An 18,063-nucleotide genomic window follows, 5' to 3' on the forward strand; every position below is an offset into this window, starting at 1 on the left:
GCACTCGCGGCTAATTCCGCCAGTTTTCCCTAGTACAAATCATATGATTGGAGATCAAAAAGATAGTTGGATACTATCAATAAAAGCTGGGAGGCGCAATTAACGAGACGGATGCTTAGATAGACATTGGGCATTTGAATGACAAAACCCCCGAATTCGAGTGAATTCAGGGGTTTTGGATTTTTTGTAACGGCATCATTGGATTGATAATAGAATGGATTGACAATGATTTCAAACAATCACCTGCGTATATGGGCGACCAGCTTATCCAAATATTGAATTTTCACACGCCGAAATTCTATCTAAAAGACCGATGACCCCCACATAACTTCATTGATTTTCTTTTTTTCCTTGCCTTCCCCTTTTAATCGCGATTGTCCTATCCTTTTATAAACTCTTCCATTCTATTCATTACACCTTCTAGCACGGTAATCGACCTCGAGACATTCAAAGGTTCCATATCCAAGGAATGGTTTGCATGCGGGATTTTATCGATGCTTATGTTCGTTTTATTTTCAATCGCTTGGATTTTATCTGGAATATAATGATGATCTTTTTCTCCTATAACTATATGTGCTGAATGATTGCTGCTCAATAATCCATCAAAAATCGAATCGAACTTCAATAGGGGCGTAAGCAAAATCATTTTGGCTTTCATAAACCGCTCACTTTTCATAATTCCGCTGATGATGGGGATGGTGCCAAGTGATTTACCTAAAAACACTGTTCCTTGATATTCATGGTTTTGAAGTATTTCTGTAATGACGGGATTTATATCATTAACGATCACTTTTGTTATATCTACCAATGGATGCTTGAAAATATCCTGGTCGTAAGCGTAATGAATATGCACGACATCATACTGATTTTGAAGCATCACCATCGTCGAATAATAGAATAACGGCTTCTCATACGTGTATCCCGCACCTGAAAACATAAAACACACGGCTGGACTTCCGTTTTCAATATATGTGTATGAAATTTCTTTTTCATTACTATTTACTTTTCTTTGGTTAATCTTCATGATAAATTCCTCCCTTTATCCATTCTGGCATTTGCTCTATACATTCATTAGCCACCCGCTGCATTCCTCCTTGACTGATGCTAACTAGATAGAATCCAAGAATTGGGTTTCGTTTTTTATCGGGAATAGGTATACTTTAGCTACCAACCTATTTTATGGAAATTATTCTGATGATGTATCAATCCAGCCTTAAAGGAGAGTGTGTAATGAAAATCAAATCGTTATGTTTCATTCTTGTCCTGCTAGTCACTGGTTCCATGGGTACGATTCAAGCAAGTGCAAACGAGGTGAAAGAACTGGATATCGGGGAGTCTTTCGATGGTGCGGAAGGCACGATGGTTCTCCAAAACCTTAAAAATGATAAAGTATATATCTATAACAAACAGAGAAGTAAAGTACGCTACACCCCGGAATCGACATTCAAAGTCGCGAATGCATTAATCGGTCTACAGACAAAAGCGGTGAGCGATGAGTATGAAGTGAAGCGCTGGGATGGCGTAATCAGGGAATTTGAGGATTGGAACAGAGATCATACGCTGGCTTCAGCCATGAGGCATTCCGTGATCTGGTATTATCAAGCAATGGCCCGCGATATCGGGGCGGAAAACATGCAGAAATATGTGAACCTGATCAATTACGGCAATCGTGATATCTCCGGTGGTATCGATCAGTTCTGGCTCGACAGCAGCATAAAGATTTCTGCCCGGGAACAAGTCCAATTCATCGAAAACCTTGTAGAGGAAAAACTGCCTATCGATAAGCAGCATATGAGAACCGTAAAGAGAATCATGATCAATGAAGAAGCAGACTCATATGTCCTCCATGGAAAAACCGGTACACGCCTTTCTGATATGGGATTGGGCTGGTATGTGGGTTACATCGAAACGGACAAAGGCAAATGGGCCTTCGCAACGAACATGGACGGCAGCGGAAGCAAAGCCAAAACGATTACACTTGATGCCTTGAAAGAGTTGGATATCATAAAGGAATAACAGTTCACGCATGCTCTAGATTCTTGGGCTTTGTCTTAAAGATATCTAAAAAGTAGATTGGAACGGAAGGTACGAGACTCCTGCGGGGAAAGCGAGTACCCTACGTTCCAACGCAGGCTTTGTGACTTGCTGAGAGAGTGCGCCCAACACCAGAGGCTACCGCGAGTAAATGGAAACAAATTTTTCCAGGACAGTTCCCCTCCAAGAGATTCGAACAAGCTGAAATAGCTTCACTTGAATAGATAACTGCGCATTTACGACGTTATTAAAATCGAAATATAAAAAAGCCCCATTTCCCGGTGTTGCAGGCGGGAAATGGGGCTTTGGTTACTACATGAAAGCGAAAGCTCTTCTTTTATGATTTACATGTAATGAATTATATTATTTCGATATACCCTTCTGTTCCATGCACGCGGATTCGTTGACCGTCTCTTATGATCTTGGTGGCATTTTCCACCCCGACAACCGCCGGTAAGCCATATTCACGCGCTATAACTGCTCCATGAGTCATCAGTCCACCAACCTCGGTAACTAGGCCTTTTATGGAAACAAACAATGGTGTCCAGCTAGGGTCGGTAAATGGGGTGACCAATATATCTCCCTCTTCTAAATCCGCATCTTCCATGTTTAAGATGACACGTGCCCTTCCCTCAATAACTCCGGAAGAAACAGGGAGACCTACAATAGCTTCGGCTGGGAGATTTTCTCGTTTGTACTCACCCACAATGATTTCACCATCAGACGTGATAACACGTGGCGGAGTTAGTTTTTCATATAATCTGTACTCTTCTTTACGTTTGCTGATGATCTGGTAATCCAATTGATTTGTGCGTACGACTTCGTGAAGTTCTTCAAAAGTGAGGTAGTATATATCTTCTTTTTCACGAATGACTTTGGCTTGTAAGAGTTGTTCGGCTTCTTTCAGTAAAGCCTGCTTATAAACGAAGTAGCGATTAACCATGCCGTATTTTGGATATTCCCGATAACCGATGAAATTCCGGATTAAGCTGATCATTCGTTTTGTTTCCTTGGCTTTTTGTTCACCATCCGGTAATTGCTTCAATCGATCTAATAACTCTTGTTCTTTTTTCAAAGCTTCCTGTTGCCCTTGCTCAAATTTCCGATTGCTGGCATTAGGCTCAAAGTTTTTGATATTGTTGAGAATCATTGGGATGAGTGTAGATGGTTTTTCGCTCCAACGAGTTTTAGTAATATCGATTTCTCCGGTACATCGCATTCCGTATTTGCGGAGATAATCATGGATAGCGTCTTGGGTTTCCTGTCCACCATCAAACTTAACCAGTTCATCCAAAAAGTTATCATCTTTTACATGTTGTAAATAATCAATTACTTCTGGATAAGGACGAATCACATCTGCGATATCCAATAGCGCCAGACCCATTTCCGAAGTAATATTGTTTGGTACAGATTGAGAAAGCGTATTTGCTGCGTTTTTTTCACCTAACCACTTGTTCATTTTTTCATTGATCCATGATGAAGCATCCATAGCAGCCATAAACACAGCTGTACTTTGTGGGTCAAATAAAATCTTCTTTAATATCTGGATATCTTCCAGAATAAAATCAAGTAAATCCGATCCTGATTTCGTTTGGATGTTTTGTTTTAATTCTTCTATCGATGTTTGACTGCTCTTAATCAAATCAGAAACGATTGTCGGGTCGTTTTCGATTTGTGCCCTAGAATCCGCAGACGACACACTTTTATTGCTTTTACCGGAACCCTGCCCTTCCTTATCATTTGGTAAAGATTTTATGAAATCTCCTCGCTCTATTATGGTAATGAGTGCGGCTTTCATGAGCGGATCGTGCTGTCCCATGCCATCTAATAACATTTTTCTGCTGTCAGGTGAAGCCAGCATATGTGTGACATCAACAAATAACCTTCCACCAGCTTTACGCATGGGTGCATTAGTCGTTAACAGGAAAAAGGACAAGCCCAGCGGTTTCATGGAATCGGTCATCATTTGTTGGTGACCAACAGATATATACACGTGATTCTCCTGATCATTTGCTTCTGGAATGGGATGCAAAGTAGTGATTGGCCGGCTCTGGACAATATAAAATGTATCGTCAACCAAACACCATTCGATATCTTGCGGGCAGCCAAAGTAAGCTTCGATCTGTCTTCCTGTGCGTGCTAGTTGTAATATTTGTTGTTCAGTAAGTGTTTGAATCTTTTGCCGATCGGGATCGATCTGCTGGGTCTCTGTTCCGCCTTCTTTTAGTGCATGGATAGCCAATTTTTTGATTGCTATCCTCTTATTGACGATTTTCTCTTCTTGCACTTTATAGTTATCGGCAGTGACCAAACCAGAGACCAATGCTTCTCCAAGTCCAAAACTCGCATCGATCGATAGCAGCTTTCGGTTAGAAGTAATCGGATCAGCGGTAAATAAAATCCCTGAAGCCTGTGGGAAGACCATCCTTTGAACGATAACGGATAAATAAACTTGACTGTGGTCAAATCCATTTTGCATACGGTAAATTACCGCGCGATCCGTAAACAGGGAAGCCCAACATTTGCTGATATGCTGCATGATGGCATCGACGCCGATGATATTTAAATACGTGTCTTGTTGACCAGCAAAAGAGGCATGCGGCAAATCCTCGGCAGTAGCACTAGAGCGCACTGCATAAGCATGTTCATCACCAAACAGGGAGAGATGGTGAACAACAGCCTTCACTACATCGGAAGGAATTTCTACTTCCATGATGATTTTCCGAATCTTTCTGCTGATCTCGCCAATTCGATCTCGATCCTCTACTTTTAGCCGTGTTAGTTGATCCACCAATGCGCAGAAGGCCTCGTTTTGTTCAAGGGCTTTTTGATAACCTTCTGTCGTAACACAAAATCCTTCTGGCACTTGTATTCCCTGAATCTTCGATAGTTCCCCTAAATTCGCTCCTTTTCCTCCGGCGAGTAAAAGTTGCGTTTTATCGATCTCCCGAAACTCTAATACATATGGTTTCATTTCTTTCCCTCCCATTTATCGCTCAATACCAAGACAAATCATTCTCTGATCAACCAATTGCGCGGCACATTCTTTCATGCTCCTGGTGAAGTTCCATATTCATCAAACACTCCTTAAAAAAATAAAAATAGGGGTTGACTGAAAAGGACTTTGTGGAGTATAATTAAAATAGGGATAATTTATACAAAAATCACACAAAGTTGTGTAACTATATAAATTTACCACAGTTTTTCTTTTTTATCAATGATTAAAGGAAGAAAAATTCCACAAGACAATTGACTACAAAAAATGATATCCAAATAGACGGTCATTTTTGGTTAACGTCAGAAAAATGCCGATTTACAATGATAATGAATTCAAATATTAAAAAGCCCAATTTCTATATAAAGAAATCGGGCTTTTTTCGTTCCCCCATTAAAGTGCCTTTTAATAAGGCTGTTTTCGCATACTCAAGTAAAGCGGTGTGGTTATACTCGCTTTCAGCGGGACGGGCGGTGAGCCTCCTCGGCGTAAACGCCTGTGAGGTCTCACCTATCCCGCTGCTCTCGCAGGAGTCTCGCCCTTGCGCTCCAATCAACCTTAAACCGTTTAGTTTTTAAAAACAACAATCTTTACGAAAAGAGCCTTTAATAAAAACAATGAAGAAACTAGTTATCTCGAATTTACCTAGAATAGCAAGCGGAGGTGAATCGGTCTTTTCTATTTCCATGATGGTTATCTTGTTTTGTTGTACTAAATGAACGCTAAATCTTTTTCCAGGATCGCACCCGATTGTGGAAGATGATTATAAGTTTGCTGAATACGTCACATTCCAATTATGGAAACCATTTCACCATGTTGCACGAGGAGAATAAAACAATGTTATTTTTGTACATAATGATACAGGTGTAAGTTTTAGAAGTTCCCGCTTGAAAAAAGAACTTATGTTCGTGTATACTTTAGCAGTTATCACTATGGAATCCAATTTTAATTCAAAGGGGAATGAAAATGATTAAACCGTATTTAATGTTTAACAGAGAATGTGAAGAGGCTTTCAAACTTTATATGGAGGCATTTGGCGGAGAACTTATTGCGATGCAAAAATATAGTGAGCTCCCTTCAAGTCCAGACTTTCCTGTTAAAGAGAGTGATAAAGACCTTGTTCTATACTCACAATTAAGAATAACAGAAGATGGATTTATTATGGGTTCTGATTCAAAACGCGAATTGAATGATAGTGACAAAGTGGTTGTAAGCGTGGAGCTTAACTCGGAGGAAAAAGCCAGAAAGGCATGGAACCTATTAAAAGAAGATGGATCAATACATATGGATCTTCATGAAACATTCTTTGCGAAACTTCACGGTTCGCTGAAGGATAAATTTGGTATTTCATGGATGTTTACTGTCAACTAAATTGAATCAATGGCCAAAAGACAACCCGTTATATGACTGGTTGTTTTTTATTATTCGGATCACAAACCTCATTTAAAAATCACTCAACAACCTGGCATTACCTCCATAAAAAAAGAGCTGCCGATGCAGCTCCCTTATTGAAGTTAATTCCCTTGTATCCCCATACATTTCAATACAAAAAACTAAACTCATTTATTATTCTATTCGTGTCACTTTTTTTCTCTTTTTATTGCCTTGATATCCTCTACCAGCATGTCAACATGTTCTTTTTTCGTAGCCCAACTGGTGCAAAATCTCACAGCACTGTGTACAGCATCGACCTTTTCCCAGAAGGAGAATGAATACTTTTTGCCTAATTCCAAAACTACATTTTCAGGCAAAATGGGAAACTGCTGATTTGATGTGGAATCATATCGTAATGAAAATCCATTTTCAACAAAAGCTTCTCGAATCATCATTGACAGTTCGACGGCATGATTGGAAATTTCATAGTATAAGCCATCTTCAAATAAGGTTTCAAACTGGATCCCCAATAGTCTCCCTTTAGCCAGTAATCCTCCCTTTTGCTTGATAAAATACCGGAAATCCTTTTTCAGGGCATCATTCATGATAACAGCCGCTTCACCAAACATTGCACCAACTTTCGTTCCCCCTATATAGAACACATCACATAGCCTTGCAACATCTGCCAAGGTTAAATCGCTGTCTTTTGAAGCCAAACCATACCCTAATCTAGCTCCATCCAATACCAATGGCAAACCACATTCCCGGCAAACTTTACTTAATGCTTCCAATTCGGCTTTACTATAAGTCGTTCCATTTTCCGTAGGGTTAGAAATGTAAACCAAGCCTGGCTGTACCATATGCTCATGAGTCACATCATTCCAGTGAGCATCATATAATTCTTTCACCTGTTCAGCTTGAATTTTTCCATCATCACTCGGCAAAGTAAGTATTTTATGACCAGTGGCTTCAATTGCTCCTGTTTCATGTACCGCGATATGCCCGGTAATTGCAGCAACTGCACCTTGGTGCGGCCGCAAAATTGAAGCGATGATAGTTGTATTCGTTTGTGTTCCTCCTACTAAAAAGTGTATATCTGCATTCGCCGCATCACACTCTTTTCGAATGTAAGCTCTCGCCTTTTCACAGTGTTCATCCACTCCATATCCGGGTGTTTGTTCTTCATTGGTTTCTATTAATCGTTTCAGAATTCGCTCATGAGCACCTTCTGTATAATCATTTTCAAAACGTATCATCCTATATTCTCCCCAAACTATCCAGTTTCTTCTGAATGAACATCATAGAAGCATGGATTTCTTTTATTTCATTTTGTGATAATCCTTGGAATAACCTCACTATTTGTTCATCAGATCTTTCATTAAGCTGGTTGAAAAGAGTCATCCCTTCAGGAGTTAACCGAATCAGACTAGTTCTGTTATCCAAGGTCGAGTTTTCCTTCATGACCAGTCCATCTTTACTCAGCTTGTTAATTATTCTGCTCATATAGCTGCGGTCGATTTCCAGCTTATCAACTAAATTGTTTGCTATACACTGCTCCATCAAACCGATTTCTAAAATTACCCGTGCCTCAGTGAAAGAATACCCGGTATCCAAAATATGCTTATCCAATACACCAAGTATATTCGTATAAAATCTATTGAATTGCCGTATATCAGCCATGGTATTTTTACTTATATTCATTCTTGACTTCCTTTTTTTAGTGGACTTTATCCACTAATACATTATTGTAATTAGTGGACTTTGTCAACTTTTTTCGTAAATCTTTGAAGAATCAATCGATACACTAGTTTAACCAATTTCAAAAAATTCACTTTTAGCTTGAAACTGATTTAGTTTTTTTAGGGTGATTTTTTCTTCTCAAGGAAGTTACAATACTTAATTAGAAATAATTGTAAAATCCCTCACTTAAACTAACCTCCCTCTATTGTTGAAAAAGGGAATCCTTTGATTCATAACTTTAATCTATAAAATTAGAGATTATCGAACACGGGATGAGTTAAGGTGCATAATATAGGATAGTGATATTTAACTATATTTTGAAAGGAAGTAATATTGTGTATCCTTCTTACACTAACCCACACCATCTCAAACAAGAAACACTGTCACAGGTTGGACCATGGGTACAGTATGGTTTAAACGAAGCTCAAAAAACATCCATCCCTCATGCAATGATGGAAATTGCAGCTATAGCCTATCTGATGGGTAAAGGATATGATCCAAGGATGGCGCATCAAATGGTCGAATCATGGGAAGTTAATGAAATGTTTTAACTGCTGTAGCTTTAAAATAAAGATTAATCAAAATGTCCTCTTTCCCCCATATTAGCGTAAAAAAAAATCCATTTTGAAAAGGATTGATCAAAATGGATTTTCTTCTGATTCAGTTTTTTTGATTATTTTTGTGAGTCTTTATGAACGACCCACCCGTTAGTTGCATAAGACATTCTGATTTTAGCTCCCGATTTAAAATTCAACTTAAGCTTTTAAGACTTTGAATGCTTCCCGAACTTTTCGAGCAAATTCACTACATAAATCCCTTTTTGAGTCCTTCCCCATCAAATTCACGCCTTATAATAAAACCATTTGTACCCTCGTAATCTGGTTTTATTGTATGCGGGTGGGTTATTTAAGATTGGGCAAATGAATGGAAATAACAAACCTCATTGGGTCCATTCATAAAAAACACTTACTAATTTATATTTACTCAGGACGATTTTTTTGAACTAAAACACTGCGCACAATTTATGAATAAATTTCGTGACCTTTGAATTCAAAATTAATTGTATAAGCTAAGACACATCCTTTAATTTTTTTCATACGTGTATATACCTAGGCAAGCATTATAAAAAGAGGCCTATAACGTCGTCAGGTTCACATAAAAAAAATCAGGCACCCTTAATGGATGCCTTTAAATGGTCGAGCTATCTTGTATTTCATTTTCTTTATAGAAGTCCTTTGGCAACATAACGGTAAAATTTATTTTAAGACTAGTTTAATGCTACCCTCAGGGATAAAAGCTGAAGTTCTAAAACCACCCGAAAAATGGGCTATTTTAAACGATAAATTTTACTTGGTCTTCCTCGAGAAGAATAGGATTCCTCACCAATGACTTCTGCTAAATCAACATCACATAAACTTACTACAATACGCCGAGCATTACTTTCATCCCAATAGAGATGCGTTGTTAAATCTTTTATTGTAAAATCGTTCAGTTTCAATCTGTTAACTAAAGCATATAATTTATTATAATTTTTCACACTTATTTTGGCTTTTTTTAGTTTTTTCATAAAATCCTTGTCATCTATCCGGTAAGAAAAACGTAATTCTTCCTCTTCACCCGCAGACTCGATCATTGTTCCGTCCTCTTGTACAATGACTATGCCCTTCTCTGACTTTTCCTTCGAAAGTTGGATCGCACGCTGAGCGTTTATTTCTGCTGAGTGAAGTGTTTGACCATATCCAATTCCTACGGTTACAGTAGCATTGGATTCATTTGACAACAGAAAGACAGTATCTTTTAAATCTTTGATTTTGGATTCAATTGTCCCCCGTGTACTAAATATAAAGTAACGGCCATTTCCCTTCTCGACTAATGATCCCTCCAATTGTTCGCAAAATCTAAGAAGAGTTTCTTTTAATTTTATCTCTAAAAATTGTAGATGGTACGAGCTTTTAGCTTTCTCAAATATTTTCTCAAAATGTTCAATTTCAATAATTTGAACACCAATTTGGGTGTCTCTAAAGTAAAAAGTTCTCGATTTTTCTGCAAGAATTCTTAATGATTGGCGGATTTCCATATCAGTTGTAGATATTCGATAGGTTGGTACTCCTGCTTCTTTTAAATTTAGATATACAGCCTCGAAGCAAGTTATTGCACCTTCCGTTTTTCCGGCTTTCCATAAATCAAGATGGAATGCGATTAATTCTTCCGTGCTTGAATTAATATCGAAGTTTTTTATGTACATTTCTTTTGGAGTAATATCAATTTGTTTTAACGCCTGTTCTAAATGGGTTGTAGTTATTTCATCGATACTTACTTTACTTAAAAATTCCTTTTGAAAATAGCCCATATGCAAAAGGCTTTTATAGATGCCTGATTCAGTATGATGAATATATAATAGGTTTTCCCCTATTCCCACAGTATTTTTTGCGACCATATATGAAATTTGGCCTGAAAAAAACCAGACATCCACGTCTTTATTGAATTCCAAAACGATTTTTTCAGTTTCTCTAAAATCTTCATATGGGTAGGCTTTAAATTCCATGATCGACTCATATTCTTTACCTAAATTAATAATGCGCTCAACTGATGAATTAGGACCAACTACCCCAATTTTATACATATTTTTCTCCTTAGTTCAAAACTTAATTTCTTTAATCTTATCTTTAAAATGAAAGAAATTAAAGTTTAATCCTTCTTCTATTGGAAAAACATTTATCACTAGGCATTGTACCTCTTGATTTAAAAGGGGTGTTTGAATATGAGTTTTTTTAAAAAAGTATAAAGAGCTATTAGCATAGATCGCACTTATCCTCTATGCTATAGCTCTTCAATTGAAAAAAACTAAATTATTTTAATAAGTTCACCTTAATGCCTTTATTTAATATATTTTGATAATCAATAAAGCTATATAAGTCCCCTTCGATTAAAGGATTTAAGCTCTTCAATTCATCTAGAGTCAACTCTTCTATTGCTTTATTATGATCCTCACAATAAATGACGATAGAACCAACGATACTGTGGGCATCCCTGAACGCAACCCCTTTGCTAACTAAATAATCAGCGACTTCTGTTGCATTGAGAAAGCCATATTTTACAGCTTTTTTCATATTTTCAGTATTCACCTTCATGGTAGAAATCATATTTGACATGATTTCCAGACATGACAAAACCGTATCCAATGCATCAAAAAATGGTTCTTTATCTTCCTGCATATCTTTATTATAAGCTAATGGCAACCCTTTCATCGTTGTTAAAAGTGAAGTAAGAGAACCATATACTCTTCCTGTTTTCCCTCTTATAAGCTCTGCTGCATCAGGATTTTTCTTTTGAGGCATAATACTACTCCCTGTAGAATATGCATCATCAATACTAATAAATTTAAACTCTTGACTGCTCCATAAAATCAGTTCTTCACTTAATCTGCTTAAATGCATCATGATGATTGAAAAACTGGACATTAATTCCAAAAGGTAATCTCTATCACTAACACCATCGAGGAAATTGTTTATAGGTTTTGAAAATCCTAACTCCTCTGCTGTCATTTCTCGGTCTATAACATGAGTCGTCCCTGCCAATGCTCCACACCCCAGTGGACTTTCGTTCAAAATTTCAATTGCATTAATAACTCTTTTTCTGTCCCTATCCAGCATATTATAGTAGGCCATTAAATGGTGCTTAAGAGTGACCACTTGAGCTCGCTGTAGATGGGTGTATCCGGGCATAATCACATTGTTTGCTTTTGCCTTTTCTTCCAGGCTATTTTGAAGCTCTTCAATATACTCGATCACTTCTAACGCCTTATTTTTAGCGTAAAGCCTCATATCTAAAGCAACTTGATCATTTCGACTTCTTGCTGTATGGAGTTTTTTTGCCGTTTCACCTATTCGTTCCGTTAATGTTGCTTCAACAAAACTATGAATATCTTCAAAATCCCCTTCGATCACTAATATTCCGCTCTCGATATCTTCCAATATAGAAAGAAGTGACTTTACAATACTTTCTCCTTCTTCCTTGGTAAGCAATTCACATTTCACAAGCATATTTACATGTGCAATACTCCCTTTAATATCTTCAGAATATAGCCTCATATCAACATGAAGAGAACTATTAAAGTCCTCCATTAATTTATTTTCTTCTTTTCTAAAACGTCCACCCCAAAGCTTCATAACCATTACTCCTTTTGTAAAATGAAATTATATTTAATTGTATGTGTTATCCATATCCAGCAATTCTTGAACATTCCCCTTTTTCCGCATGTACCAGACTCCGTTATAAACAGCGAAATAGTAAAAAACGAATCCTATTATTGCTACGATGTATGACATAAATGGCTCTGGAATAATACCCTTGCCACCAAAATTCCCGATTGACGAAATCCCAACGAGCATCAGAATATAAATGACAAGATAGATCCCGCCAATGATTTCCATCGATTTATGTTTATTGATAAAATGAGTAATCAAATATCCAACAATTCCAATTGCCAATCCCCAAATTGCAAGTTGAACCCTACTCCAATTTGTCCAATAAATAAGGAGAGTCGCAAATACAAAGGCTAAAGGAGCAATAAAACTCATGCCTGGGATACCGTTGTCTTTTGTCAAACCAACCTTACGAAACACCATTACTGTGACACATGCTGAGGCGTATTTAAAAATCCCGATTGCTCCAACGATTGCTACAATTGCAGTCCAACTCTTTAACGGGAACAAGAAAAGTAACCCAATGAGGAAGTTGAGAGTGAGTGCACGTGTTGGAACTCCAAATCTTTTATTAATAGTTCCGAAATAAGAAGGAAGGAATCCACTCTTCGCCATGCCAAAAACATGTCTTGAAGTTCCAGCTGTATAAGCAAGCGCCGATCCAGTTGGGGAAATCATTGCGTCCGCTGTAATGGTCCAGGACAGCCAAACCATATTCGCCATAAGTGCTAAATTCGCAAATGGAGAGTCAAATTTAATTCCACTCCAACCATTAGCTAGCATTTCGGGCGGTACGGCCCCTATAAAAACTATTTGAAGTAAAACATATAAAACTGCTGAGACTGACAGCGATGTGATAAGGGCAAGTGGAATATTCCGTCTTGGGTTTACCACCTCGCCACTCATCATTACCACGTTCCCGAATCCAGTATAGGCAAAAAATATACCACTAGTTAAGATTGCGCTTAATCCTGCGCCATATCCATTAGGGGCAAACCCATGACTTGTATAATTCTCTTCATGAAACCCTGTCATAAAAAAAGCAATGATGGTTAGGACAGGTACTATGAATTTAATCGTTGTAATAATGGTATTCGTGACAGCAAATAATTTCACTCCGAAATAGTTCACCACAACAAAGAACATCATTAAAACAGTCGATGCTAGAATTCCTGTTGTCGTTAGTTGCTCCTTAGATATATCATATAGGCCTGGCCAGAACTCATTAGCGTATTGAATAACTCCCGATGATTCAACGGGTGCAGTGGCACAGTAGCCAAGCCAAATCGAATAACTAGTCACTGTAGCAAGTAATTTCCCATGGGAATAAAGGGGATAACGACCTAAACCACCCGTTTCTGGTCTTACCCTTGCTAATTCAGCATAAACAAGAGCTATTAGAGTAATGACGAATGCAGCAATAATCCAAGACATAATAGCAGCTGGCCCAGCCATTTTTGCCGTATTCCATGGTCCAAAAAGCCAACTTGATCCAATAATTCCTCCAAGAGATAATGCAGTAAGTGACCAAAAGCCCATTTTCTTTTTCAAATATCGTTCTTGATTCATGAAATTCCCTCTCTCTTAATGGGGTATATTATTATTTGCAAACATGGATAGCTTAGTACTGTACCTAAAATAATTAACTCCTTTCAAATTTTTAAGGCAATACATCGGGAAGCTAACTTTACCTAATGGATGGAACAAAATCCTATCTAACAACTAGGACTTAGCTTAGCCAAAAAGGATTAGCTCAATTGCATATTTATTTTAAGGTTAAAAAAACGTAATTACCTTAAATTGATTTTATTTGAATCGTTTGCATTTTGCAATATTATTTTTTGAAAATTCACAACACAAAACACTAAAGGATTTTTGTCACTGAGCAAATCATGATTCACCGCTTCATGCGGGCCCATTTGCATAAGAAAACAATGCATCCCAAACGAAAAAGGGCTTATGTTTTTTTACAAACGAGTCCAAAAATTTCATTCGGGAGTTATGGAATTTTAACTAGATGGTTATGTGGGAAGACCTCATTAAGGGTACTTTTTACATTCAAAAGGCCGCCAATTGGCGGCCTTCTTATCCAAAATACATTGATTTTCTTACTATCCTGCCCCGTTAGCTCCATAGGAAAAAGAGCTGAAGCAACTCCCTTATTGAAGTAAGAACCCGTTCAAAAAGCTCTTTGTTTTGTATTGTTCGGGTCGATTGTCTTAATTTTTTTAATGAAATAATAATGTTTGTAGAGGGCGAGTGCTATCAATAAGATTTGCACTAATAGGATGTCCACATAAAATACAGAAATTACGATGAAGAAATCGGCAATTAAATTGATTCTGATTTTCTCTTTTCGAGTCATACCTTTTTTTTGCAGGAATGCTACAACGTATTTTTCATATAATGAAGTGCTTTTGAACCAGTTTTCAATCTTCTTGGAACTTTTAGCAAAGCAAAAAGCAGCAAATAAGTAAAACGGACCGCCCGGCAGAACTGGTAACACAGTTCCTGCAATACCTATCAAAAGAGATATGGAACCAAGAAGAAAAAATAGGATACTTTTTACTTTTTTAATTGTAATCACCTTTTTATTTATATTCTATCTCCTTATAACATAAAGAGGAAGTTTAATTGATTCAACATCAATGATTAGTATCTTCCCTTTTTCTTTTCGAACTAACCTGTCCCTTTATAATGAATAAAGGATAAACAGGATTTCTTATCCATTCATTCATACAGCATGGTTACGACACCAGCATATTCTGACAAATTCTCTTTTGAAATATCCAATCTCTCAACTTCGGTTGTTCGCTGTCCGGAAATCTGAAGAAACTTATCTACCTTTGAAAACATCAGGCCAACGACTGACAATGCCTTCGTTCTATAGTGCATGGGAATTGTAATGGTAGATTTCAATTGACGCATCACTTGAGCAGCTTCTATTGCACTAATCGTGAATGTACCTCCTACAGGAATGATGAGAATGTCCACTTTTCCTATTTCATTTACTTGTTCTTCTGATAATATATGCCCTAAATCTCCACAGTGACAGATAGTTAGCCCGTCCATTTGGAAACGATATAAAATATTGGGGCCTCTCTTCTCGCCATTTACCTTGTCATGAAATGTCTTAAATCCACTAATTCTTACATCTTCGCGGATGTATTCCTTCGGCTCATTAACAAGCATGTATTCACCTGTTGCAGCTTCAATCTTATTGTGTTCGAAATGATTATGTGTAACGGCAACTATATCAGGTTCAACACTCGGCATACGATAACGGATGAAACGATGATATGGATCAATAAGAATTTTGGTTCCACTTTCGGATGTTAGTAAAAAGGCAGAATGTCCAAACCATTTTATTTTCATACTAAAATTCTCCTCACTATGCAATTCAAGCAACTTTTAAGGAAGCCCGGACCTACAGTTCAATATTTATCCATTTATTATAATGCCATTATTCATGAAATAGTCCTTCTATACCTGATCTGCCCCTTTAGTTCCATAAGAAAAGCGATCCTCATTAAAGAATCGCGCCCAATTATTAAAACGCAGGCGGGGTAACTGAAAATAATACAGCTGCATTCTGACTAAAATTATTTTCCCATTTATGTTTGAAATTTGCTGGTATTTTCACACTATCACCAGCTTCCAATATATATTCTTCTTCACCTAAGTACAGCTTGATTTTCCCTTCCAAAATATATGCCACTTCCTCTCCCCTATGTTCTATAGGGCTTTCTGACGAGGAGATATTTGGAGGAACTTTCATAATCGCTGTTGCTAGATTACCCGTAAAATCAGGTGACAATAACTCATAAGACAAATGATCAATGATCATTTTCTTACGTTTATTGGACCTAACGATTAAATCCTCCGTAATCGTTTCTTCAAGAAAAAAACTAAATGTTGGAACATTCAAGGTTTTAGCTAAGACCTTTAGGGTTTGAATGGAAGGATTCGCCAAACCTCGTTCAATCTGGCTTAACATTGAAGGTGTAATTTCAGCTAATTTTGCTAACTCTCTACTACTCAAACCTTTAGCTTTTCTATACTTTTCAACTTTCTTGCCAATATCTATATTTTCCATTACTGATACTCCTTAACGACATATTAAATCACACTTAAATAAAGTTAATATAAATTAACACCGAGATGATTGTGTGTTAAACTGTATTAAATTTTATTTAATTATAATTCACCAAACAACTTGTTACAAGAAAATGAGGAGGGTCCCAATGAAAGAGATTGAAAGCAAAGAATTACAATCATGGAAAGACAAATATCCTTTATTAAAGAAGCTCATATCGATGGAAGAAGTATTTTGGCTCAATCCAAATGTCGAAAAATTTCAAACCGGAATTAAAAAGTCCCCCCTTACTCAAGAAGATGTAAGAAATGCAGAGGAAAGATTGAAACGTTTTGCACCATATATCGCCAAGGTTTTCCCTGAAACAAAAGGGACGAACGGTATCATAGAATCTCCTTTAGTGAGAATTCCTGCCATGAAACATTCCTTGGAACAGGATCATCAACAACCTATATTAGGAGAATTATTACTAAAATGTGATAGTCACCTTCCTATATTAGGATCCATCAAAGCAAGAGGAGGGATTTATGAAATTCTCAAACATGCGGAAGAATTAGCTTTCCAACATCAATTGTTAACCATTAAAGATGATTATTCGATTTTGGATAGTGATAGATTCCTAACCCTTTTCTCAAAATATTCAATCGCAGTAGGCTCGACTGGAAATTTAGGACTTAGTATTGGCATCATCAGTGCAAAGTTAGGTTTTAATGTTACCGTTCATATGTCAGCTGATGCAAAGCAGTGGAAAAAAGATTTGCTTAGAAGCAAAAATGTCAATGTCATTGAATATGAAGCTGATTATAGTAAAGCTGTAGAGGAAGGCCGTATCCAAGCGGATAGTGATCCAACATGTTATTTTGTGGATGACGAAAATTCCCACGACCTATTTTTAGGATATGCAGTGGCTGCATCCCGTTTGCAAAAGCAATTGGAAGAGCTAGAGATAATTGTAGATGAAAACCATCCTCTGTTTGTTTACCTTCCATGCGGAGTGGGCGGTGGTCCTGGAGGCGTAGCTTTTGGTTTGAAATTATTGTATCAAGACCATATTCACTGTTTCTTTGCAGAACCTACCCACTCGCCATGCATGCTACTCGGTTTAATGACTGGACTACATGATAAAGTTTCTGTACAAGATGTTGGCATCGATAATGTGACAGACGCGGATGGACTTGCTGTTGGAAGGCCATCCGGGTTTGTCGGTAAAACGATGGAACCCTTTTTAAGTGGCAATTATACGGTAAGCGATGAACAGTTGTATAAGTTGCTAAAGGAACTGGTCGATACAGAGGGAATCCATTTAGAACCTTCCGCACTAGCAGGCATGATAGGACCAAGTAAATTATGTAAAGAGGGCATCGATTATTTACAGAAGCATCATTTAACGGAAAAGATGAGCAATGGTACACATATTATTTGGGGGACTGGCGGAAGCATGGTTCCTGAAGAAATGATGAAGCAATATTATCAAAAAGGGTTGAAATTAGCGTCAGAGAAACAGAAGTAATGTACGTGGCTATATAACAAAGGCTCTTTTCGTAAAGATTGTTGTTTTTAAAACGAAACGATTTAAGGTTGATTGGAGCGGAAGTGCGAGACTCCTGCGGGAGCAGCGG

At 37.5% G+C, this 18,063-nt stretch carries 15 protein-coding genes; 5 read left to right on the forward strand and 10 right to left on the reverse strand.

Annotated elements, in window-relative coordinates; translation table 11 throughout:
• The first annotated feature begins 194 nt into the window (after positions 1-194).
• The gene (locus JNUCC41_RS03605; protein WP_286182410.1) at positions 195-317 is read left to right on the forward strand and encodes a TetR-like C-terminal domain-containing protein; all 123 of its coding nucleotides are present in this window, start codon (positions 195-197) and stop codon (positions 315-317) included.
• A 62-nt stretch (positions 318-379) separates the two neighbouring features.
• On the opposite strand, the gene JNUCC41_RS03610 is transcribed toward JNUCC41_RS03605, so the two are convergent.
• The gene (locus JNUCC41_RS03610; protein WP_192206417.1) at positions 380-1,024 is read right to left on the reverse strand and encodes an alpha/beta hydrolase; all 645 of its coding nucleotides are present in this window, start codon (positions 1,022-1,024) and stop codon (positions 380-382) included.
• A 206-nt stretch (positions 1,025-1,230) separates the two neighbouring features.
• Between JNUCC41_RS03610 and blaOXA the strand changes: the two genes are divergently transcribed.
• Positions 1,231-2,016 (forward strand): class D beta-lactamase, encoded by a 786-nt coding sequence (gene blaOXA, locus JNUCC41_RS03615; protein WP_192206418.1) that lies wholly within the window; start codon positions 1,231-1,233, stop codon positions 2,014-2,016.
• A gap of 376 nt (positions 2,017-2,392) precedes the next feature.
• Here the strand turns inward: blaOXA and ppsA are convergent, their stop codons facing one another.
• Positions 2,393-5,008, reverse strand: a complete 2,616-nt coding sequence (gene ppsA / locus JNUCC41_RS03620) for a phosphoenolpyruvate synthase (RefSeq protein WP_192206419.1) — start codon at positions 5,006-5,008, stop codon at positions 2,393-2,395.
• A gap of 987 nt (positions 5,009-5,995) precedes the next feature.
• Between ppsA and JNUCC41_RS03625 the strand changes: the two genes are divergently transcribed.
• Positions 5,996-6,400, forward strand: coding sequence for a VOC family protein (locus tag JNUCC41_RS03625; protein ID WP_192206420.1), 405 nt, complete (start codon positions 5,996-5,998; stop codon positions 6,398-6,400).
• Between the two features lie 209 nt (positions 6,401-6,609).
• Here the strand turns inward: JNUCC41_RS03625 and JNUCC41_RS03630 are convergent, their stop codons facing one another.
• Both JNUCC41_RS03630 and JNUCC41_RS03635 read right to left on the reverse strand, forming a co-directional pair.
• Entirely contained in the window at positions 6,610-7,659 is a 1,050-nt protein-coding gene (locus JNUCC41_RS03630) for a threonine aldolase family protein (protein WP_192206421.1), read from the reverse strand.
• A 1-nt stretch (position 7,660) separates the two neighbouring features.
• Positions 7,661-8,104, reverse strand: coding sequence for a MarR family winged helix-turn-helix transcriptional regulator (locus JNUCC41_RS03635; protein ID WP_098370173.1), 444 nt, complete (start codon positions 8,102-8,104; stop codon positions 7,661-7,663).
• 374 nt (positions 8,105-8,478) lie between these two features.
• Here JNUCC41_RS03635 and JNUCC41_RS03640 point away from each other — a divergent pair, with 374 nt between their 5' ends.
• Positions 8,479-8,694, forward strand: coding sequence for a hypothetical protein (locus tag JNUCC41_RS03640; protein ID WP_192206422.1), 216 nt, complete (start codon positions 8,479-8,481; stop codon positions 8,692-8,694).
• 776 nt (positions 8,695-9,470) lie between these two features.
• On the opposite strand, the gene JNUCC41_RS03645 is transcribed toward JNUCC41_RS03640, so the two are convergent.
• The 6 genes from JNUCC41_RS03645 to JNUCC41_RS03670 form a co-directional block, all read right to left on the reverse strand.
• A complete protein-coding gene (locus JNUCC41_RS03645) occupies positions 9,471-10,766 on the reverse strand; it encodes a hypothetical protein (protein ID WP_192206423.1) in 1,296 nt (431 codons plus the stop codon).
• Between the two features lie 226 nt (positions 10,767-10,992).
• On the reverse strand, positions 10,993-12,312 hold the full coding sequence (argH, locus tag JNUCC41_RS03650) for an argininosuccinate lyase (protein ID WP_192206424.1): 1,320 nt from the start codon (positions 12,310-12,312) through the stop codon (positions 10,993-10,995).
• 33 nt (positions 12,313-12,345) lie between these two features.
• Positions 12,346-13,917, reverse strand: a complete 1,572-nt coding sequence (locus tag JNUCC41_RS03655; RefSeq protein WP_192206425.1) for an APC family permease — start codon at positions 13,915-13,917, stop codon at positions 12,346-12,348.
• A gap of 610 nt (positions 13,918-14,527) precedes the next feature.
• On the reverse strand, positions 14,528-14,935 hold the full coding sequence (locus JNUCC41_RS03660) for a YbaN family protein (protein ID WP_228467521.1): 408 nt from the start codon (positions 14,933-14,935) through the stop codon (positions 14,528-14,530).
• Positions 14,936-15,078: 143 nt separating this feature from the next.
• On the reverse strand, positions 15,079-15,723 hold the full coding sequence (locus tag JNUCC41_RS03665; protein WP_192206426.1) for an MBL fold metallo-hydrolase: 645 nt from the start codon (positions 15,721-15,723) through the stop codon (positions 15,079-15,081).
• 175 nt (positions 15,724-15,898) lie between these two features.
• Entirely contained in the window at positions 15,899-16,444 is a 546-nt protein-coding gene (locus JNUCC41_RS03670) for a cupin domain-containing protein (RefSeq protein ID WP_192206427.1), read from the reverse strand.
• 148 nt (positions 16,445-16,592) lie between these two features.
• Between JNUCC41_RS03670 and JNUCC41_RS03675 the strand changes: the two genes are divergently transcribed.
• On the forward strand, positions 16,593-17,954 hold the full coding sequence (locus JNUCC41_RS03675; protein WP_192206428.1) for a D-serine ammonia-lyase: 1,362 nt from the start codon (positions 16,593-16,595) through the stop codon (positions 17,952-17,954).
• Positions 17,955-18,063 lie beyond the last annotated feature (109 nt).

Origin of the sequence: Brevibacillus sp. JNUCC-41 (assembly GCF_014844095.1) — a bacterium.
Classification (GTDB): Bacteria; Bacillota; Bacilli; order Bacillales; family DSM-1321; genus Peribacillus; species Peribacillus aracenensis.